Below are 20,707 nucleotides of genomic sequence, written 5' to 3'. Positions count from 1 at the left end.
TTGAGGATCGAAGATCCAATAAAAGAAGACACTTGATGGCCCCCAAGAAGCACCACTTATTCCGCTTGATTTTTACCTGGATTATTACCCTGCTTGCCTCTTTATCAGGCGCTCAAGTCGTAAATGCTGCGCCTAACTGCAGCCCCCTGTTATCTCAGACCTTCCCACGCCTGCAGGATGAGGCGCCGCAAAATCTCTGTCAGTACCAGGGCAAAGTCATTCTGGTCGTCAATACTGCCAGCTTTTGTGGCTTTACAAGCCAATATGAAGGCCTAGAAAAGGTCTATGCTAAATACAAAGATCGGGGCCTCGTCGTATTAGGGTTTCCGTCCAATGACTTCGGTCAGCAAGAGCCGGGAAGCAATAAAGAGATTGCTGACTTTTGCAAAAATACTTATGACGTGAAATTTCCGATGTTTGCAAAAAGCGCAGTGTCGGGAAGTAATCCCAACCCTCTCTTCAAAATGTTGATTGCCAAAACTGGTACAACACCTAAATGGAACTTCTACAAATACTTAATCGATCGCAATGGCAATGTGGTGGAGTCTTATGGCAGCATGACTAAGCCCACCAGTAGCAGCGTCACCGCTGAGATTGAAAAACTCTTAGGAGAAAAAGCTCGGTGATGAAAAAAAGAATTGCCATTATTGGCGCCGGTATCTCCGGCCTTGGTTGTGCTTATGCGCTGCGACAACATTCTGAATTTGATCTGACCTTGTACGAGGCTGGCGATCATATTGGAGGCCATAGCAACACTGTCGACTTTAAATGCACCATTGATGGAGAAGAAATCTCTCATGGTGTAGATACTGGGTTCTTGGTCTTTAATCGCAAGACTTATCCGCGCTTAGTACGACTCTTTGAGGAAATTAAGGCGCCAGTAGCGCCCTCTGAAATGTCCTTCTCAGTATCGATTGATACATCCGATAAAAAACATGCTCATCGCAATATTGAATGGGCAGGCAATGATCTCAATTCTTTTTTTGGACAAAGATCAAATCTTTTATCCCCCTCATTTTGGAGGATGGCTTATGACATCTTGCGCTTTAATCGTCTAGCCACAAGGCTAGCGCATCAGCAAATTGAAGCAGGCCATCTTTACAAAGAGCCTGATGAAAGCATTGCTACTTTTTTAGATCACAATCGCTTTAGCCAAAGTTTCAGAGAGAATTATTTTCTCCCAATGATTGGTGCTATCTGGTCATGTTCTGTTGAGCAGATGCTCGAGTTTCCCATTCAAACAATGGTACGTTTTTGTCATAACCATGGTTTGCTACAGATTCAGAATCGGCCGCAGTGGTTAACTATCAAAGGCGGCTCTAGGGAGTACGTGAAACGGATTTTGGCTGCCCTTGAAGAATCTAACGTCAAGATTGTGCGCGAAGGCGTGACCCGTGTAAGTGCTAATCAAGATGGCACAAGTCAAGTTGAAGTTATCAGCCAATCCGGCTCAGCTTTTTATGATGAAGTTGTCATAGCCTGCCATAGTGACCAAGCTCTTAATCTAGTTCACGGCATACCACAGCAGGCCAAAAATATTTTGGCTGCTATTCCATATCAAAAAAATCGAGCCCTTCTCCATACGGACATCCGTTTTTTACCTGAAGCAAAACGGTGTTGGGCCGCCTGGAACTACACCGCGAAATCTGGCATGGCGATTTCGTCAAAACAGCATGTGAGTGTCAACTATCTGATTAATCGCTTGCAGCCACTTCCTGCAAAACTCAATAACACGCAGATCATTGTCAGCCTCAACCCTTTGTCAGAGCCTGATCCAAAATTGATACATCAAGAAATTCATTACTCGCATCCAGTATTCGATATGAGCGCGATCCAAGCACAAAAAGAGCTGCCGCTCATTCAAGGCACATCATCAATCTGGTATTGCGGTGCGTGGACTGGGTTTGGATTTCATGAAGATGGTTTGCGCTCTGGCGAACTAGTGGCAGAAGCCTTAATCGAAAGCACTCACTCGCCCCTTCGAGCCCATCCCAAGCAAGATGCACAATAGATGAATCAACCAAAGATTAACTTTGGAGTTGTAAAGCATCAGCGGCTCAGACCGGCCAAGAATGCATTTGGCTATGGTGTATTCACATTATCAATTCCCATGAGAGCCAGGAAGCAAAAATCAGATCTTCTTAGTCAACATGGCCTCAACGATAATCGCCTAGGTTTATTTTCATTCTTTGATAAAGACCATGGCCTTGGAAATGCCGATAGTCTTCAGTGGATTGAAAATATTCTGCAAGAAAACCAAATACCAAATATTGATGGCGAAATCTGGTTGCAAACCTTTCCTAGGGTCTTGGGCTACGTCTTTAATCCTGTCAGCTTTTGGATATGCACCCGCGCGAACGGCCAAGTACAAGCTGTCTTAGCTGAGGTGAACAATACCTTTGGTGAACGTCATTGCTATCTACTATATAAAAATTCTGGTGAGGTATTGCGCTCTGGTGAGACTCTAAGAAGTCAAAAAGTATTTCATGTATCGCCATTTTGCGCAGTGCGTGGTGACTATCATTTTCGCTTTCTCTTCCCTCAAGATAGCAATAGCGGTATGAACTCTGTCTGCCGTATTGAGCTTCATGAGGATGGCCTGCCCCTGATCAATACCAGCATTAGTGGAAGTAGTCGCCTCTTAAGTCAATCCAATCTTTGGCTAGCCTTTTTGCGTTACCCACTCATGAGCCTGGGCGTTATTTTCCGGATTCATTGGCAAGCATTGAAATTATGGATAAAAGGTGTACCCTTTCATTCAAAGCCCAAACCACCTGAATTCGAAGTCAGCAAATGAATCGTCCTGGACAATCTTTACTCTCACGCCTGAATTTTTCAAGGTCGCAAAGACGCACTCAAGCGAATACATCACGCTTAGGTACAGAGACACTATTAAGTCTATTGTCCCAACTCAGTAGTGGTCACTTAAAAATGGTTTTACCTGATGGCAACATCAGAGAGTTTGGTAATAAATCTGATGCCTTACATGCTGAGCTTCAAATTCTGGATTGGTCAGTCTTTAAGCAGGTGTTATCTCATGGCGATATTGGTTTCGCTGAAAGCTATATCCGCGGGGAATGGAATACGCCAGACCTCAAAGCTATTCTAGAGCTCGCAATTCGTAATCGCACAATTCTAGAAAAAGCAATTTACGGTAGTTGGTATGGGTCAATTCTGTATCGCATCAAACACTGGTTGCGAGATAACAGCAAAACTGGCAGCCGTAAGAATATTCATGCGCACTATGACTTAGGTAATGCCTTCTATACATTGTGGCTAGATCCCACCATGAGCTACTCTAGCGCCTGGTTTTCAGAGGGTGAGAAACAATCTCTTGCTGATGCCCAGCGCGCCAAAATCAGTCGTATTCTGCAATCTCTTGATACCAAACCGGGTGACCATATTCTAGAAATTGGCTGTGGTTGGGGTGGCGTCATGGAAGAGGCGCTTCGTAGTAATACTGCCATTACCGGCCTCACACTTTCGACAGAGCAAAAGGCATTTGCCGAAGATAGATTGAAAAAAGTTCAATCGCAGGTTGAACATTCAAAACCCTTTGAGGTTCGATTGCAGGACTATCGGGATTGCCAAGAACAATTTGAAGGTATTGCCTCGGTAGAAATGTTTGAAGCGGTTGGGGAAAAGCATTGGCCTGAGTATTTTCAGACTATCGCCAAATGTTTAAAGCCTGGTGGAAAAGCATGCATCCAAACGATCGTGATTGCTGAAGAACTATTTGAGCGCTACTGCCATAACACCGACTTCATTCAGCAATATGTTTTTCCAGGCGGTATGCTGCCCTCCCGAACCAGTTTTAAAGAAAGCGCTGCCAAGGCAGGACTCCAAATTGAAGGAGAATTTGCTTTTGGGGCTGACTACGCTAAAACACTGTGCCTCTGGCGAGACAATTTCAATCAGAAACTCGATGAAGTTCATAGCCTAGGCTTTGATGAGGCTTTTATAAGACTCTGGAATTTCTATCTCATGTATTGCGCAGCCGGATTTGAAGAGCGCAATATTGATGTTGTGCAATTCACCCTAAGCCATCATCCAAAAAATGCATCGCCGGATGCCCTGAGTGCATGAAGCAAAAGGGCATATCTAGCTTCTTAGGTCAACGCGTATGGGTCATTGGGGCCTCGAGCGGGATCGGTGAAGCTTGTGCTAACGCACTAATTAAGGCTGGAGCTAAAGTAGCACTCTCTAGCCGAAGAGAAAAACGACTTAACCCAATCGCATCATTGGGAAATCCTGGGCAAACTTTGGTATTACCATTAGATGTAACCAATGATGCTCAATTAAAAAATAGCTATCAATCGATTTTGAGCGCATGGGGTGGGATTGATTTATTACTGTTTGTATCTGGGGTATATGTGCCACTCCGGGCAGACAACTTTGATATGGCTGTGGCAGAACACACTATCGATGCAAATCTACTAGGCCCAATGAGGGCAGTTGCACTCGTACTGCCTGAGATGCTCAAAGCTCATGCGGGGCATATTGCCATTGTAGGAAGTGTCGCAGGGTATAGCGGCCTTCCCAAGGCCTTGGCATATGGCCCAAGCAAGGCTGCCATCATTAACTTCTGTGAGACGCTCTACTACGACTTACTCCCGCAAGGAGTGTGTGTGCACATGATTTCTCCCGGATTTGTGGCCACTGAAGCAACTGCTCAAAATGATTTTGAGATGCCGGCCTTAATTAGCGCTGAAGAAGCTGCTAATCAAATTTTGAGCGGGCTGGAAAAGGGAGAGTTTGACATTCACTTCCCTAAAAGATTTTCAGGATTCCTAAAATTTCTCAGAATCCTACCTTATCCAATTTATTTCTGGATTGTGCGCCGCTTCGTCAAAATCTAAGCAACGCCCCAAAAGTGATTATTTGTATTTATCTTTACGAATTTTTTCTTCGAGAAAGTCCATTACCGCTATAGCCTTAGCCTTCGTACCAGCAATAGAAGGTGATGTAACGTATTTACCCTGCATCACAATTGTTGGCACACCATCAATGCGATAGGCCTCTGTCATTTGTTTTGCTGCACGAGCTTTTGAAATCACAGCAAAAGATCGATAGCTCGCCAAAAAGGTATTGCGATCAATTCCCTGGGAGGCAACCCAATCGGCAATCTCCGGCTCAGTCAATAAACGCTTGTTCTCTTTATGCATGGCATACATGACTTTCTCATTAAGCGCGTCTCCTTTACCCATTGACTCGAGCGCATAAAACAACTGACTGTGTGGCATAAAGTCATCTCGAAATGCTACTGGCACTCTGCGGAAAACAACATCCTTAGGTTGGCGCTTTACCCAGCTACTGAGCTCAGGCTCAAAGTCATAGCAATGTGGGCAGCCATACCAAAAGAACTCAATCACCTCTACCTTGCCCTTGGTCTCAACGGGTTGAGCAATTGGCAGAATGCGGTAGTCAAACCCCTCTTCAATCTTTTGAGCTTGTGCAGAAACAATTCCGCTTAGACAAAATATTGTCAGCAATGTAAATAGTCTTTTGCTAAATGAAATCATGATTTGCTAGATTTAATTAGAGTTGGTTTAATGCCCATGCTGTTTAATTTATCTCGCACAGAATTACTTTCTTCAGGGCTGTTATAGGGGCCTACGCGGACACGCCATAAGGTATTACCGTCTGCAGTAACCTCGCTTAATTGAGCCTGAATTCCTTGAATTGCTAAATTGGCTTTTTGTGCATCCGCATCAGCTCGCTTTACAAAGGCGCCCACTTGCAAGAAATAAATAGCGTCTGATTTTGCTGTTGGTGCAGGTGCATTTTCAGTCGGCTTCTTGCCGCCAACTAAATCGGCAATTGGGTCAGATGCAACAGGCGCCTGTGATTTTCCTTGCAAAGGCTTATTCAAATCCAATTGTTCGACTGGAGCAGCCGGATCGCCTTCAGCAGGAACTGTAGCAGGCTTAATTGTCAGCGGTAAGTTTGGTGCGCGCACCCCAGGTCTCTCTTGGGGTGTATTTTTGGAAAGGTAGAACGCAATCACGAAGGCAATGCCTAAACCAGCACCCAAGCCCAATACAAAACCCAAGATGGTGCCTCCGTATTGGGAGTTGTTGCCATCAATCTTCATGAAGCCAGTTTGTTGATTCGGTTTTTTCATTATTTCCTCATCTTACATTTTCACTTCATACGCCGCTATTACATCTTAACGGGTGCAGATACCCCTAATACTTTTAACCCATTTTGCAACACTTGGCGGGTTGCCAATAGTAGCGCCAAACGAGCTGCTTTCAGATTCTGATCGTCTACCAATACACGGTCTGCGTTGTAAAAGGTATGGAAATCTCCTGCAAGGTCGCGCAAATAGAAAGCAAGCGCATGAGGGGCTAGTTCAGCCGCAGCATCAGTCAGCACCTCAGGGTACTCAGCCAAACGACGCAATAGATGGTCTGATGCTTTGCTTTGCAATAAAGATAAATCGGCTGAGGCTAAATCAGAAATTTTTCCACCCCACTGTTGCAGGATGGAGTTGATACGCGCATGCGCATACTGAACATAGAACACAGGGTTCTCATCATTTTGCTGCAAGGCCAAATCAATATCGAATACAAATTCAGTATCTGCTTTACGTGAGATCAGGAAAAAACGTACTGCATCACGACCGCGTTGCAAGGCCAATTCCCTCTCTTCGGGCTTCATTTCAGGAGTCACACCACCAGACCATTCCACTAAATCACGCACGGTGACATATGAACCTGCACGTTTAGAAATCTTTACCTCTTCACCATGACGCATCACGGTCACCATCTTGTGCAACACATAATCTGGATAAGTCTTTGGAATATCCCAGCCACGCTTTTGCGCCACGCCTTGTAAGCCAGAGCGGACGCGGGCTATCGTGCCATGGTGATCACTTCCCTGCACATTAATTACTTTATGAAAACCACGATTCCACTTACTGGTGTGATATGCCACATCAGGAACGAAGTAAGTAAAACTACCATCTGACTTGCGCATGACGCGATCTTTATCATCGCCATCCTCTGTAGTTTTTAACCACAATGCGCCCTCAGACTCATAGGTCTTACCAATACTTTGTAAGTCACCGACAATTTGCGCCACACTGCCATCGGCATACAAAGAGGACTCTAGATAGTAGCAATCAAATTGCACGCCGAAGGTTTTTAAATCAATATCTTGTTCATTGCGTAAATAAGCAACTGCAAATTGGCGGATAGCTTCAAGATCTTCTTGATATTGTGAAGAGGCTTTAAAAGCGGCTGCAATTTCGGCAATATATTCACCGTTATAAGCCTGCTCTGGCCAGGCTGCATCGCCAGGCTTTAAGCCATTCAAACGGGCTTGAACCGATAAGGCCAGATTCGCAATTTGCACACCAGCATCGTTGTAATAAAACTCACGATGTACTTTGATTCCCTGGGTGGCTAATAAATTTGCTAGCGCATCGCCAAGTGCAGCTTGTCTGCCATGACCAACATGCAATGGACCCGTTGGATTTGCTGAAACAAATTCAATCATGGCGCTGGCCACTGAAGCACTCCCTTTTGGCAACTCTCCAAAATGAGTGCCTTCCGTCAAGATTTCATTGACTACTGCCGTTTTGGCAGCATTACTTAAGCGGAAATTGATAAATCCAGGTCCCGCTATTTCACATGATGTGATCAGCTGGTCAAATCCGGACTCTTTTTGCAAGCGCTCCACCAAAGCCTGGGCCAGCTCTCTCGGATTGAGCTTCCAAGCCTTAGATAACTGAAGTGCAATATTGCAAGCGACGTCACCGTGATCAACCGCCTTAGGGCGCTCTAAACGAGGTGGTAGTGGCTGGTCGAAGCCGCGCTCCTGAGCTAGGCTCCCAAGCGCACTACTAAGCATCTCAATTAAACGATTTTTATTGGTTAACAACATAGAAGAGTGAGTTTATCAGGTGGTAAGCTATTGAAATGATCTATCAATTTCGCTCAAAAGCTGGTCCAGACGTCATTATGCTGGGGGATTTGGCCAAGCGAATTTTCGATATTTTGGGTCGTCCGCTAGAGCCCCGTGGAATCCTCACGGTTGAGCATCTCCCTGCGCTTATTACAGCTCTAGAGACTGCCATCCTGAAAGACCTTGAAGAGCGCTCTAAAACGCAGGATGAAGCCAAAGAATCTACTGAAAAACCAAAACTGACTGATCGTCTTGGGCAGCGGGCCTATCCATTCCTAGAACTAATGAAGCAGGCTAAAGCTAAAGACGAACCCGTGATGTGGGGCGTTTAATCTATTAAGCTTGCTAGTTGACGACGTATATCTTCGACGGACTCGCTACGACGTTTAGCTAAATCTTCAATCTGATCGACTGAGATTTTCCCCACATTGAAATAGCGCGCATCTGGATGAGCGAGATAAAAACCGCTCACACTAGAAGCGGGGTTCATGGCCATTGACTCAGTTAAGGTCATACCAATATCTTCAGAGCCAATCACTCTTAGTAAATCTTTTTTGACTTCATGAGCCGGGCATGCCGGATATCCTGGTGCAGGACGAATACCACGGTACTCTTCATTGATCATTTGATCATTCGTCAAAATCTCATCTGTGGCATAACCCCACAAATCAGTGCGCACACGGTGATGCATCAGCTCAGCAAACGCTTCAGCCAAGCGATCAGCTAAAGCCTTCAACATAATCGCACTGTAGTCATCATGCTTGGCTTGAAACTCTGCAACTTTCTTCTCTACACCATGGCCGGTTGTCACTGCAAAACAACCGAGGTAGTCAGCGATACCAGAATCTTTTGGAGCAACATAGTCTGCTAAAGAACGGTTAGGTCTGCGCACTCCATCGACCACTGGACGCTCAGCCTGTTGGCGCAAGTTATGCCACACGAATAGTGGATGTTCGCGCGCCTCATCGCTATACAAAACAATATCGTCACCAATCGTATTGGCAGGATAGAAGGCGACTACTGCATCGGCCTGTAACCACTGACCTTTAATCAATTTATCGAGCAATACCTTGGCGTCTTCATACACTTTACGCGCTTCAAGGCCCACAACCTCATCATCCAAAATAGCTGGAAACTTACCAGCGAGATCCCAGGTCTGAAAGAATGGCGTCCAGTCAATATATTTGGCAATATCGCTTAGTGCAAAGTTTTTAAACACGCGACGGCCAATAAATTTTGGTTTTTCTGGAACATAAGAAGACCAATTAATAAGCTCACGATTTTTACGGGCGGCTTCTAAAGAAATTGTTGGGGCTGCCTTCTTATTAGCATGCTGCTCACGAATGCGTACATAGTCATCGCGCAAATCTTGAATAAATTTCTTAGCGCTCTCATCAGAAAGCAAACTTGAAGCAACTGATACTGAGCGAGATGCGTCTGGCACATAAACCACGGGGCCATCATAATGTGGAGCGATCTTCACGGCAGTATGCACACGTGAGGTTGTTGCGCCACCAATCATCAATGGGATCTGACGCTCACGGAAATAATCATCACGCTGCATCTCTTGAGCAACATAAGTCATTTCTTCAAGTGACGGTGTAATCAAACCAGAAAGGCCGACGATATCGGCATTTTCTTCCTTAGCGCGCTTCAGAATTTCGGCACAAGGAACCATGACACCCATATTGGCAACTTCAAAGTTATTACATTGCAAGACCACAGTCACAATATTTTTACCAATATCGTGCACGTCACCTTTCACAGTAGCCATCACGATCTTGCCTTTAGCCTTAGCTTCACCGCCAGCAGCAACATGTTGGCGCTTCTCTTCCTCAATATAAGGAATCAGAATCGCAACTGCTTGCTTCATGACGCGTGCACTCTTGACTACTTGAGGCAAAAACATTTTTCCGGCACCGAATAAATCACCAACGACATTCATGCCATCCATGAGTGGGCCTTCAATTACTTCGATTGGTCTACCGCCTGAGCCCATGATTTCAGCACGCAGCTCTTCTGTATCTTCTTCGATAAACGTAGTGATGCCGTGGACTAGTGCATGCGTTAAGCGCTCACGCACTAGTGCCTCACGCCATGCTAAGTTCTCTACCTGCTTAGCGCCACCGCCTTTAAATTGATCGGCGATATCTAACAAACGCTCAGTTGGTGTTTTGCCATCCTTCTCTTTAAAGCGGTTCAGGACCACGTCCTCAACGCGCTCACGCAGCTCTGGATCTAAATCAGCATAAACGCCCAGCTGACCAGCATTCACAATGCCCATATCCATGCCAGCTTGAATAGCATAATACAAAAACACGGTATGAATAGCTTCGCGCACACGATCATTACCGCGGAATGAGAAGCTCACATTAGAGACGCCACCACTGACTTTAGCACCCGGAAGATTCTCTTTAATCCAACGCGTAGCGTTAATAAAGTCAACCGCATAGTTATCATGCTCTTCAATACCGGTAGCAATCGCAAAAATATTCGGGTCAAAAATAATATCTTCTGCAGGAAAGCCAAGTTCATTCACCAGGATGTCATAGCAACGCTGGCAAATTTCTGTTTTGCGTTTGAATGTATCGGCTTGACCAAGCTCATCGAAGGCCATGACTACAGATGCGGCGCCGTATCGACGAATCAAACGCGCCTGTTGTCTGAAAGGCTCTTCGCCCTCTTTTAAGGAGATTGAATTCACAATCGGCTTACCTTGAATACATTTCAGGCCAGCCTCAATCACACTCCACTTAGATGAGTCGATCATGATTGGAACCCGAGCAATATCAGGCTCGGAAGCAATGAGATTTAAGAAACGCACCATGGCCGCCTCAGAATCTAACATCGCTTCATCCATATTGATGTCAATCACTTGCGCACCATTCTCAACCTGTTGGCGCGCTACTGCGAGTGCATCATCAAATTGATTGTTCAAAATCATGCGAGCAAATGCTTTGGAGCCTGTTACGTTAGTACGCTCACCAATATTCACAAAACCAACATTTGGTGTAACGTTAAATGATTCCAGGCCGGAAAGCTTCATCGCTGGCATTGATTTTTTATCTAGCTTACTCATGCCGCCGCCTCAGAATCTTCGCGATAAAAAGCGCGTGGCTTGCGTTTCGCAACTGCATTGGCAATTGCTCGGATATGATCAGGCGTTGTACCGCAGCAACCACCAACCAAGTTCACCAGTCCATCTTTAGCAAAACCATCGACTAGGCTTGAAGTAATGTCAGGCGTTTCATCAAAGCCGGTATCACTCATCGGATTCGGCAAGCCAGCATTGGGGTAACAAGAAATTGCAGCATCACAAATGCGTGAGAGCTCAGCAATATAAGGGCGCATCAAAGCAGCGCCTAGCGCGCAGTTCAGGCCAAATGTTAGGGGCTTAATGTGGCGCAAGCTATTCCAAAACGCCTCCACTGTTTGACCAGAAAGAATTCGTCCGGAGGCATCGGTTACTGTTCCAGAGATCATTACAGGCAAACGCTCACCCGTTTCTTCAAAGAATTCATCTAACGCAAACAATGCCGCCTTAGCGTTCAACGTATCAAAAATAGTTTCGACTAAAAATAAATCTACGCCGCCTGCAAACAAACCTTCAATCTGTTCACGATAAGAAGCCCGAAGAGCGTCAAAGGTGACGTTACGCGCGCCCGGATCATTGACATCGGGAGAAATACTGGCTGTCTTTGGTGTAGGACCAATTGCTCCAGCAGCAAAACGGGGCTTATCGGCCGTACTATATTTTTCACAAGCTGCGCGAGCAAGTTTTGCGGAAACCTCATTCATCTCGCGCGCAAGTCCAGCCATTTTGTAATCTTCTTGAGCAACTGAGGTGGCGCCAAAAGTATTGGTTTCAATAATGTCGGCACCAGCATCTAAATACTGCTCATGTATCTTGCTAATAATTTGAGGTTGGGTCAAAACCAAGAGCTCGTTATTGCCTTTGATATCTCCAGGATGATCAGCAAATCGGGTGTTACCAGGTAAACCACGGTAGTCAGCCTCAGTCAATTTGTATTGCTGAATCATGGTGCCCATGGCGCCATCCAAAATCAGGATACGCTGCTTCAATAGCTCGGGAAGTGCCTGACCACGGGTGTAAGGCTGGGACATACCATTAGATTGCATTGATTAACCGGGATAAATCTCTAGAATCCCTTATTCTATTGGAAAAGCCACTTTTCATTTAACCCGGAGTAGGTATGTTTGGAACAATTCCAGAATTTAATCAAAGCCTTGAAATGTTTAAAACCATGTGGGGACAGGGTGCCGCAGGTCAAGCTGGGCAATTTCCATTCACCACAGATGCCTCTAAAGCCGCTGGCGGCTTTGCCTCAGCCTTTCCAGGCCTAGACATTGACGAGCTAGAAAAACGCATTAAGGACCTCAAAAGTGTTGAGAATTGGCTCAATTTGAACCTCAACATTCTCAAGTCCACTATTCAAGGCTTAGAAGTACAGCACGCCACGATGATGGCCCTAAAGTCATTTGGAGATGCGGTATCCGCAGCGGGCGCTGCAGCAACAGCACCAAATGAAGAATCAAACACTAAAACAAGCAATGTGAAGGCTAAACCACGGAAAACCTCAACACGCCGTCCTCGCAAAGCCGGCGATCCAACTTACCTCGACGAAGTAGGTAATTCAGATGGGCAATAGCTTCACCCATAGCAAAAGTAAGTTGATGAATATCTAGTTCACGCTTAAATAAAACCGGCACTATCTCTCTAGCATGTGCCGGTTTTTTACATGCGCCAAGCGTGTCTGCCAAACGGTCGTCATGATGCGCCTTCAGCTGTGCAATGCGTGGCTTCATCCCTGTAAATGGTTTGCCATGCGACGGCAATACTAAAGTGTCATCAGGCAGGGATAAGTAATCATCAAGAGAATCCAAATAGAGCCCCAATGGATCAGCATCTGGGTCAGCATCAAAGACACTGACATTCGTTGAGATGCGTGGCAAGAGCATATCTCCGGAAATCAACACTCCTAAGTCTTTGCAAAAAAGTGAGGCATGCTCTGGTGCATGTCCATATCCCATGATGACCTGCCATTTTTTTCTGCCAATCAAAATAGTCTCGCCATCCATAATGCGACGATATTGACGAGGCATACCGGGGACCATATTGCTGTAGTAATTAAAACGTGCCCGAATTTTTTCTAAATCTTCTGGTGCAGTTAAACCATGCTTCTGAAAATGATCTGCAGATCCACCGCCGCCGGCACGTGCCCCAATAGCAGCACCGCCCTCTTTGCAGCTTAGCCACTGGGCAGTTAAAAAATCAGTCATGGAAATCCACAAAGGTGCTTTCCACTTCTCACACAACCATTGGGATAAACCTACGTGGTCTGGATGCATATGTGTCACAAGCACCCTAAGAACAGGTAAACCATCTAACTGAGTCGCAAAAATCTTTTCCCACGAAGCTTTGGTATCTTCATTTGCAATGCCGCAATCCACAATCGTCCATCCAGCAATGCCATCGATTTCATCACGTAAAAGCCAGAGATTGATATGGTCTAAGGCAAATGGCAGCTTCATTCTGAGCCAACGAACCCCTGGCGCAATCTCAATGGTGCTGCCAAGCTCAGGTAGCGCCTCTCCTAATGGATAATGAATAGCACTTTCTGCTTTTGCCTGATTTTGAGTGCTCATGGTCTGAATTTTTTCTATTGAATTGCTATTAGGTTTATTTTGACAACTGTCCCATCACCCTGCATCAATTGGTGCGATATCAATCCTGAAAACGGCTACTGCCGCGGATGCTATCGCACACTTACGGAAATTGCAGATTGGTCTGATCTTTCTAATCCCGAGAAGCTTGAGGTTTGGTCCAAACTGAATTCACGCAAACCTCAAACACCAGAGTAAATTTATAGGCGCTTACTTATTTACATCCACAATTAAGCGACCACGTACATTACCCGCCATTAACTCTTGCGCATACTTCAAAGATTCTTCTAAAGTAATTTCGTGAGAGATTTCATCTAAAGTTTTTAGATCAACTAATTTGCTCAATTGCTCATAAGCAGCGATTCGTTTTGCACGCGGTACGGTTACGCTATTGATGCCATAGAGGGTCACACCACGCAGAATAAATGGTGCAACACTGGATGGGAAATCCATACCTTGAGCAAGCCCGCAAGCTGCCACCGCACCATCGCTCTTTGTTTGTGCACAAGCATTGGCCAGGGTATGACTGCCAACGCTATCGACTACTGCCGCCCAACGCTCTTTTGCTAAAGGCTTGCCTGGGGCAGATAAAGTAGTGCGGTCAATCACTTCAGCTGCACCCAATTTCTTTAAATAATCTGCCTCAGCCATTCGGCCAGTACTAGCGACAACAGTAAAACCGAGCTTACTTAATAAGGTAATAGCAAAACTTCCAACGCCGCCTGCGGCACCAGTCACTAACACCTCGCCATCACTCGGCTTAAGGCCATGTTTTTGCAATGCCATGACACACAGCATGGCGGTGTAACCAGCCGTGCCAATCGCCAATGCTTGCTTAGCCGTAAAGCCTTTAGGAAGTGGAATTAACCAATCAGCCTTGACTCTAGCCTGCTGCGCCAAACCACCCCAATGTCCCTCACCCACTCCCCAGCCATTTAAGAGCACCATCTCTCCCGTCTTGAAGTCTGGGCTAGTACTCTCTACCACCTCACCAGCAAAATCGATTCCTGGAACCATTGGAAAGCTTCTCACCACGGGACCTTTACCAGTGATCGCTAAGCCATCCTTGTAGTTCAGGGTGGAGTAAAGAACCTTAACTCGAACTTCCCCCTCCGGTAGGCTAGCCTCATCAGCCTGTCCCAACTCTGCGCGATAGCCCCGCTCATCCTTATTCACCAATATTGCTCTAAACATGTCTCTTCCTTTTATAACGGGGCATTTTCCCGCAACAAATGCTTAATAGGTTTATCCTAACGAGCATTGCTCATTATGGAGGCTTCCATGAAAAAAATTCTACTATTAACTGCGATTTCTGGCTTGATGCTCACAGGGTGCTATTCGACTCAAATCAATATGTCTATGGGTAATATGCGCTTAATTTCTTCCAGCGCTGATCCACAGGATGTCATGGACTTTGCTAGCAAAGCCTGTAGAAATGATTTCTATGAAGGTGCTAGCTTCTTATCTAAAGCAGGCAAGGAATATCGCTTTAAATGTGTGAAGGCCCAAGATAATGAAATATTAATTCCTATCCCAGGGACAACTATCGCTCCTGCAGCTAAAGTAGAAGCAAAGTAAGCAAAGTTTGATGGCCCCATTTACCTCACAAGAGCTACGCAAAGGATTCGCATCATTTGCTACTGGGGTCACTGTCATTACCTGCATTGATGAAAATCAAGGTCATCACGGAATCACCATCAGCTCATTTAACTCAGTTTCTCTTGAGCCACCCCTCATCCTGTGGAGCCTTAAGAGGCATTCTCGTTTAATGCCTTGGGTAGAGGTGGGAAAGAAACATCTTATCCATGTACTTGAACGCTCACAAGAAAATTTAGCCATGCATTTTGCTACCGTAAAGCAGGAGCAATTTGTCAATGTTGGACATCAGTTAGCTGCTAGCGGGCTTACTCAGATTAATGATTGTGTTGCTTACTATGAATGTGAAACTGTTTCCGTGCATATAGGCGGAGACCACAACATTATTGTTGCCAAAGTGATTAACTTAAAGAATCATCCAGATAAAGAGCCGCTCATTTTTGCTCGCAGTAAATTTGTTGGCCTTGATTTCACAGAAACAAAAATTACTTAAATGGTCTTTAAGGAACTGTCATGATGCGTTTATGGGGTCGTAAAAGTTCTATCAATGTTCAGAAAGTGTTGTGGTGTTTTGCTGAGTTAGGCCTAAAAGAAGGTCAAGACTTTGAACGGATTGATGCTGGACTTCACTTTGGCATCAACCGTACCCCTGAATTCCTAAAAATGAACCCCAACGGCCTTGTGCCTACTTTAATGGTGGGCGATCTCATTCTTTGGGAATCGAATACCATCTTGCGCTTCCTTGCCAAAGAGCATGACAAAAACAAACGGTTCCCAACAGATATTAATGCTCAATACAGCTCCGAAAAGTGGCTAGACTGGCAACTCGGAACAATGTGGCCTGCCTTGCGCGTTGCATTTTTGGGCCTCACTAGAACGCCCGAAGCGGAACGTAATGATGTCGCCATTCAAAAAGCGTATCAAAATACAAATCAATTACTAGGTCTTCTTGATCAAACTCTGAGCACGCAACCGTATTGCTCTGGCAATCAATTTCATATTGGTGATATTGCCCTTGGACTTTCTGTGAGCCGCTGGATTCTCCTGAATAACACTTTCCCAAAGCAAACTGGCGCACGTGCAGATCTCAAAAATATTGATGCATGGCTTAAGCGTTTAGAAAAAGAAACTTACTTTAATGATATTGCTGAAAAAGAGCTCAACATCATTAAATAGGCGATATTGAGCAGTCGTCACTTGCTGCACTTTACTCTTGTTTAAATTTCTTCTGGTGGTGATCAGCACCAATAAAGAGATACATTGCAGGCACGACAAACAAAGTAAATAGCGTGCCAATTGATAGGCCAGTAAAGATCACAATACCCATGGATTGCCGGCCTGCAGCACCTGCGCCAGAGGCAATCACCAAAGGTAATACGCCCAATACCATCGCCGCAGTAGTCATCAAAATTGGCCTTAAACGCACGCTACTTGCCTCAATAATTGCATCGAGTTTGCTGCGACCCGCTTCTTGTAGCTCATTAGCAAATTCAACAATCAAAATACCGTGCTTACTTATCAGGCCCATGAGTGTCACTAAGCCTACCTGGGTATATACGTTTAAGGTAGTAAAGCCCAAGTTAATAAAGATGAGTGCACCAAAAAGGGCAAGCGGCACTGATACCAAGATCACAATCGGATCACGGAAACTTTCGAACTGGGCAGCAAGAACCAAGAATACGATCAAGATCGCAAAGAACATAGTGACCAAAAAGCCGCCGGACTCAGCCATGAATTGACGTGATGGACCAGCATAGTCCATGCTGTAACCATTGGGCGCAACCTCTTTTAAGCTTTGACGCATGAACTCCAATAAATCTGCCTGTGAAATAAATGGGGTGCTGACCCCTGCAATCGTGGCAGAGTTCAATTGCTGAAAGTGGTTGATTGACTGAGGAACAACACGCTGCTTAATGCTGGCAATCGTACGAGCCTGAATCATTGCCCCGCTTGGCGTACGAATGTAGTAATCCAAAATCTGGTCTGGGTTTAAACGGTCCGTCTGCTTTACTTGCGGAATCACGCGATATGATCTACCCGCTACTGAAAAGTAGTTCACATAACCGCCACCTAAAGCAGCAGACAATGCTGAGCCAACCTGTTGCTGAGTCATTCCTAAAGCAGCAACTTTTTCGCGATCAATCACCAAAACATCTTGTGGCTTATCAATCTTCAAATCTGAATCTACATAGAAAAAGTTTCCGGAACGACGTGCTTTATCTAAAACTGCCTGAGACACCTCGTTCAGTTGCTCATACGATTCAGTGGTATTGATGACTACCTGCACCGGGAAACCTTGGGCTCCAGGCAAGGCGGGAAACTGGAAGGCTGCCACCCGAGCGCCGGCAATCGTATTCCACTTCTGCTGCATATCTTCTTGGAACTTTGTAGCATTACGAGACCGCTCACCCCAATCCTTCAATAAGATACCGCCGAAGCTTGAAGTTGGGCTGGTGATTTGGAAGGCTTGCTCATATTCTGGTTCAGCGCTAGCAATCGCATAAATCTGATCTGCGTAAGTCTGCATTTGATTGACCGTACTATTCGGTGGGCCAGATGCCTGCATCAATACAATGCCCTGATCTTCAGTCGGGGCTAGTTCTGCACGTGCCGTAGCGTAAAGATACGCGACACCGCCTAGAAGAATTACCCCCATCACAATAATCACTTGCCACGTACTAAGTAAGTTACGCAGAGTACTTTGATAGCTGTGATGAACCTTATCAAAAACCCGGTCAATCTTTTGTACAAAAGAAGATGCTTCTTGCTCTTCAGTAAAAATGCGCGAACACATCATCGGTGAAAGCGTTAATGCAATCAGACCTGAGACAGCGACTGCACTAGCTAAAGTAAAGGCAAACTCCGTAAAGAGCGCACCAGTCAATCCACCCTGAAAGCCAATTGGGATATACACCGCAATCAAAACTACTGTCATCGCCAAAATCGGACCACCTAATTCACGAGCGGCAATTAGTGAAGCCTCTAATGGAGACTTACCCTCTTTCATGTGTCGATCAACGTTTTCAACCACGATGATGGCGTCATCAACCACTAAACCAATTGCCAACACTAAAGCTAAGAGGGTTAGCAAATTAATAGAGTAACCCAGCACTTGCATTAAGAAGAATGTACCAATGAGTGAGAGTGGCATTGCAATTACCGGGACTGCAACTGCACGCACACTTCCCAAGAAGAGATAAATCACGATGGTCACAATGACCAAAGCCTCTATCAAAGTAGAAACTACCTCATCAATTGAGCTCGTGATGAACTTGGTAGAGTCATAGACAATCTTGCCAGTCATACCAATGGGTAATTGCTTCTGAATACCAGGAACTACATCGCGCACTCGCTGAGCGACGTCTAATAAATTGGCTTGAGGTGCAACCTTGATAGCAATAAATACCGACTTCTTACCGCTAAAGGCAACATTGGTGTTGTAGTCTTCAGATCCTAAGGTGACATTTGCCACCTGATCGAGATACACGATATTCACGCCATCTTTTTTGACTACTAGCTTACGAAACTCCTCTAGCGTGTGTAAATCAGTGCCTGCAACCAAATCGACCGCCACCATATCGCCTTTAGTGCTGCCTACTGCTGATAAATAGTTATTAGCAGACAGTGCGCTATAGACATCATCAGCACCCACTCCGAGACCAGCCATCTTCTCGCGATCTAGCCAAGCGCGTAGGGCAAATTTTCTGCCGCCTGTGATTTCTGCATTCTGTACGCCCTCAACCGAATCTAGTTTGGGCTTTACAACTCGTAACAAATAATCAGTAATCGCATTGTTGGGTATGTCATCGCTATAAAAACCCATGTACATTGCAGCAGTAGACTGACCTACTTGAACCGTCAATATCGGCTGCTGGGCTTGTGGTGGCAATTGATTCTTAACCGCGCTAATTTGTGTCTGAATTTGCGTTAATGCCGCATTAGAGTCGTAGTTCAACTTGAGTGTGGCAATAATCGTTGAAACGCCACTGACACTGGCTGACGATAAATAATCAATCCCTTGCGCCTGCGCAATAGAAGCCTCAAGTGGCTGCGTAATAAAACCTGCAATGGTTTCTGGGTCAGCGCCATAGTAAGCGGTAGTAATGGTGACAATCGCATTCTGCGTTTGCGGATATTGATTGACTGGCAAAGATCCAATAGCCTTTAAACCAAACACCAAGACGAGCGCACTCACGACCAGTGAAAGCACTGGTCTGCGAATGAATATGTCAGTCCAATTCATCTACTCACTATTCCTGTGGCTTAGGGTCAGGTGAATTCGATGGTTGCACCTTGTTATTAATGATGAGTGGCGTGCCATTCTTCAGCTTTAGCTGACCACTGGTCACAATCGTCGCGCCCTCTTCAACCCCCTTGAGAATTGCTACCTGATCACCTCGGGTTGCCCCGGTGGTAACAAAGACTTGTTGAGCCTCTAATGCTGGATTGCCTTGCTTATCCTTCTTGCCTGTAGGCTTGGCAATGAATACTGTTGAACCATATGGGTTATAGGTCACTGCTGTTTGAGGCAAGGTTAATAATTTCACTTGTTCGCCAACCTTAATATTTACATTAGCAAACATTCCGGGAAGAATTTTCTTATCGGGGTTAGTAAGCTGTGCCTCAACTTGAAGATTACGAGTATTGGTATCGACTTTTGGACTAACGGCAGTAATCTTGCCAGTAAAGCTTGCATCTTTAAATGCATCCGTAGTGACAGTCACCTCTTGGCCCACTCGAATTTGCTCTGCATTACTTTGTGGCAAATTAAAGTCTACAAAAATAGGATCTAAGGTTTGCAAAGTTAAGAGCTTGTCGCCCGGATTAACGTACTGACCAGGGTTGATCGACACAATTCCTACACGCCCACTAAATGGCGCCTTCAAATTCTTTTTAGCAACCAGAGCTGTTTGAGACTCAACTTGTGCCTGCTTAGAATTTGCATCAGCCGTACTAGTATCAAATACATTTTTACTAATTGCCTGAATAGCAAGCTGCTGTCTATCACGCTCATTAATGACTTTGGCAAGATCAGCCATTGCCTTTAAGGATTTGAGTTGTGCCACATCAGAGGCGTCATTCAATTTAATTAATAACTCACCCTCTTTAACATCTTGCCCAGATTTAATGGGCACGGTTAATACTAGACCGCCAATCTCCGTACTCAACTCCACCCCTCTAAAGGCACGCACGTTACCAACGCTAGTGAGTTTAGGCTGCCATTCAGAAGTAACGACCACCATTGTTGAAACTGTTGCTGGGGGTAATCCCATTCCTGAAATGAAATGCTTAATCATGAAAGTCTTGAATTGATTAAAAGCAAAAATCAATCCCAGCAATAATAAAACGCCACACAACATAATAGTCATACGTCGCGGCAATGGTTCCATAGCCATCAACTTTGCATATATCTTGGTACCGCGCCATTTCTGACCCATGCGGGCATAAAAAGCTTTAGCTTTTTCCCACAGCGCAATTACTCTCTCACGTAATTTCCACTCGACCGCCTTTAACT

20 protein-coding genes are annotated in these 20,707 nt (G+C 45.3%); 11 read left to right on the top strand and 9 right to left on the bottom strand.

Annotated features, from left to right (window positions below; genetic code table 11):
- The first annotated feature begins 35 nt into the window (after positions 1 to 35).
- Genes ICN17_RS03600 through ICN17_RS03580 form a run of 5 tightly spaced genes read left to right on the top strand, consistent with a single transcriptional unit; the run spans position 36 to position 4,859 of the window.
- Positions 36 to 626, top strand: a complete 591-nt coding sequence (locus ICN17_RS03600; protein WP_255538275.1) for a glutathione peroxidase — start codon at positions 36 to 38, stop codon at positions 624 to 626.
- A complete protein-coding gene (locus tag ICN17_RS03595; RefSeq protein WP_216861790.1) occupies positions 626 to 2,011 on the top strand; it encodes an NAD(P)/FAD-dependent oxidoreductase in 1,386 nt (461 codons plus the stop codon). The genes ICN17_RS03600 and ICN17_RS03595 overlap by 1 nt, the downstream gene beginning before the upstream one ends.
- A complete protein-coding gene (locus ICN17_RS03590) occupies positions 2,012 to 2,797 on the top strand; it encodes a DUF1365 domain-containing protein (RefSeq protein ID WP_216236166.1) in 786 nt (261 codons plus the stop codon).
- Positions 2,794 to 4,086, top strand: a complete 1,293-nt coding sequence (locus ICN17_RS03585) for a cyclopropane-fatty-acyl-phospholipid synthase family protein (protein WP_216236165.1) — start codon at positions 2,794 to 2,796, stop codon at positions 4,084 to 4,086. The genes ICN17_RS03590 and ICN17_RS03585 overlap by 4 nt, the downstream gene beginning before the upstream one ends.
- Entirely contained in the window at positions 4,083 to 4,859 is a 777-nt protein-coding gene (locus ICN17_RS03580; protein ID WP_216236164.1) for an SDR family oxidoreductase, read from the top strand. The genes ICN17_RS03585 and ICN17_RS03580 overlap by 4 nt, the downstream gene beginning before the upstream one ends.
- Before the next feature lie 18 nt (positions 4,860 to 4,877).
- Here ICN17_RS03580 and ICN17_RS03575 read toward each other — a convergent pair whose 3' ends face one another.
- From ICN17_RS03575 to argS, 3 genes are read right to left on the bottom strand one after another with little or no spacing between them, the layout of a single operon-like run.
- Positions 4,878 to 5,522 carry a thiol:disulfide interchange protein DsbA/DsbL gene (locus ICN17_RS03575; RefSeq protein WP_216236163.1) on the bottom strand — a complete coding sequence of 215 codons (645 nt, stop codon included), beginning with the start codon at positions 5,520 to 5,522 and terminating at the stop codon, positions 4,878 to 4,880.
- Positions 5,519 to 6,124, bottom strand: a complete 606-nt coding sequence (locus tag ICN17_RS03570) for an SPOR domain-containing protein (protein WP_216236162.1) — start codon at positions 6,122 to 6,124, stop codon at positions 5,519 to 5,521. The genes ICN17_RS03575 and ICN17_RS03570 overlap by 4 nt, the downstream gene beginning before the upstream one ends.
- A gap of 38 nt (positions 6,125 to 6,162) precedes the next feature.
- Positions 6,163 to 7,890 carry an arginine--tRNA ligase gene (gene argS, locus ICN17_RS03565; RefSeq protein WP_216236161.1) on the bottom strand — a complete coding sequence of 576 codons (1,728 nt, stop codon included), beginning with the start codon at positions 7,888 to 7,890 and terminating at the stop codon, positions 6,163 to 6,165.
- Positions 7,891 to 7,925: 35 nt separating this feature from the next.
- Between argS and ICN17_RS03560 the strand changes: the two genes are divergently transcribed.
- Positions 7,926 to 8,243 carry a DUF1840 domain-containing protein gene (locus ICN17_RS03560; RefSeq protein ID WP_216236160.1) on the top strand — a complete coding sequence of 106 codons (318 nt, stop codon included), beginning with the start codon at positions 7,926 to 7,928 and terminating at the stop codon, positions 8,241 to 8,243.
- Here the strand turns inward: ICN17_RS03560 and metH are convergent.
- Both metH and ICN17_RS03550 read right to left on the bottom strand, forming a co-directional pair.
- On the bottom strand, positions 8,240 to 10,990 hold the full coding sequence (gene metH / locus ICN17_RS03555; protein ID WP_216236159.1) for a methionine synthase: 2,751 nt from the start codon (positions 10,988 to 10,990) through the stop codon (positions 8,240 to 8,242). The genes ICN17_RS03560 and metH overlap by 4 nt on opposite strands.
- Entirely contained in the window at positions 10,987 to 12,051 is a 1,065-nt protein-coding gene (locus ICN17_RS03550) for a homocysteine S-methyltransferase family protein (protein WP_370625941.1), read from the bottom strand. The genes metH and ICN17_RS03550 overlap by 4 nt, the downstream gene beginning before the upstream one ends.
- Positions 12,052 to 12,125: 74 nt before the next feature.
- On the opposite strand from ICN17_RS03550, the gene ICN17_RS03545 reads away from it, so the two are divergent.
- Positions 12,126 to 12,581 carry a PhaM family polyhydroxyalkanoate granule multifunctional regulatory protein gene (locus ICN17_RS03545; protein WP_216236158.1) on the top strand — a complete coding sequence of 152 codons (456 nt, stop codon included), beginning with the start codon at positions 12,126 to 12,128 and terminating at the stop codon, positions 12,579 to 12,581.
- Here ICN17_RS03545 and ICN17_RS03540 read toward each other — a convergent pair.
- Entirely contained in the window at positions 12,493 to 13,578 is a 1,086-nt protein-coding gene (locus tag ICN17_RS03540) for an MBL fold metallo-hydrolase (RefSeq protein WP_216236157.1), read from the bottom strand. The genes ICN17_RS03545 and ICN17_RS03540 overlap by 89 nt on opposite strands.
- A 39-nt stretch (positions 13,579 to 13,617) precedes the next feature.
- On the opposite strand from ICN17_RS03540, the gene ICN17_RS03535 reads away from it, so the two are divergent.
- On the top strand, positions 13,618 to 13,794 hold the full coding sequence (locus ICN17_RS03535; protein ID WP_087908686.1) for a DUF1289 domain-containing protein: 177 nt from the start codon (positions 13,618 to 13,620) through the stop codon (positions 13,792 to 13,794).
- A gap of 12 nt (positions 13,795 to 13,806) precedes the next feature.
- On the opposite strand, the gene ICN17_RS03530 is transcribed toward ICN17_RS03535, so the two are convergent.
- Positions 13,807 to 14,790, bottom strand: a complete 984-nt coding sequence (locus ICN17_RS03530; RefSeq protein ID WP_216236156.1) for an MDR family oxidoreductase — start codon at positions 14,788 to 14,790, stop codon at positions 13,807 to 13,809.
- An 87-nt stretch (positions 14,791 to 14,877) separates the two neighbouring features.
- On the opposite strand from ICN17_RS03530, the gene ICN17_RS03525 reads away from it, so the two are divergent.
- From ICN17_RS03525 to ICN17_RS03515, 3 genes are read left to right on the top strand one after another with little or no spacing between them, the layout of a single operon-like run.
- A complete protein-coding gene (locus tag ICN17_RS03525) occupies positions 14,878 to 15,174 on the top strand; it encodes a hypothetical protein (protein ID WP_216236155.1) in 297 nt (98 codons plus the stop codon).
- Positions 15,175 to 15,184: 10 nt separating this feature from the next.
- A complete protein-coding gene (locus ICN17_RS03520) occupies positions 15,185 to 15,685 on the top strand; it encodes a flavin reductase family protein (RefSeq protein ID WP_216236154.1) in 501 nt (166 codons plus the stop codon).
- Positions 15,686 to 15,705: 20 nt separating this feature from the next.
- A complete protein-coding gene (locus ICN17_RS03515; RefSeq protein ID WP_216236153.1) occupies positions 15,706 to 16,368 on the top strand; it encodes a glutathione S-transferase family protein in 663 nt (220 codons plus the stop codon).
- 31 nt (positions 16,369 to 16,399) lie between these two features.
- Here the strand turns inward: ICN17_RS03515 and ICN17_RS03510 are convergent, their stop codons facing one another.
- Together ICN17_RS03510 and ICN17_RS03505 are read right to left on the bottom strand one after the other, a co-directional pair.
- On the bottom strand, positions 16,400 to 19,435 hold the full coding sequence (locus tag ICN17_RS03510) for an efflux RND transporter permease subunit (RefSeq protein WP_216236152.1): 3,036 nt from the start codon (positions 19,433 to 19,435) through the stop codon (positions 16,400 to 16,402).
- 7 nt (positions 19,436 to 19,442) lie between these two features.
- Positions 19,443 to 20,582: an efflux RND transporter periplasmic adaptor subunit gene (locus ICN17_RS03505; protein WP_216236657.1), complete on the bottom strand. Its 1,140-nt coding sequence runs from the start codon at positions 20,580 to 20,582 to the stop codon at positions 19,443 to 19,445.
- Positions 20,583 to 20,707: the final 125 nt, after the last annotated feature.

Origin of the sequence: Polynucleobacter sp. 73C-SIWE (assembly GCF_018882465.1) — a bacterium.
Classification (GTDB): Bacteria; Pseudomonadota; Gammaproteobacteria; order Burkholderiales; family Burkholderiaceae; genus Polynucleobacter.
This window is presented reverse-complemented; position numbering and strand designations above follow the sequence as displayed.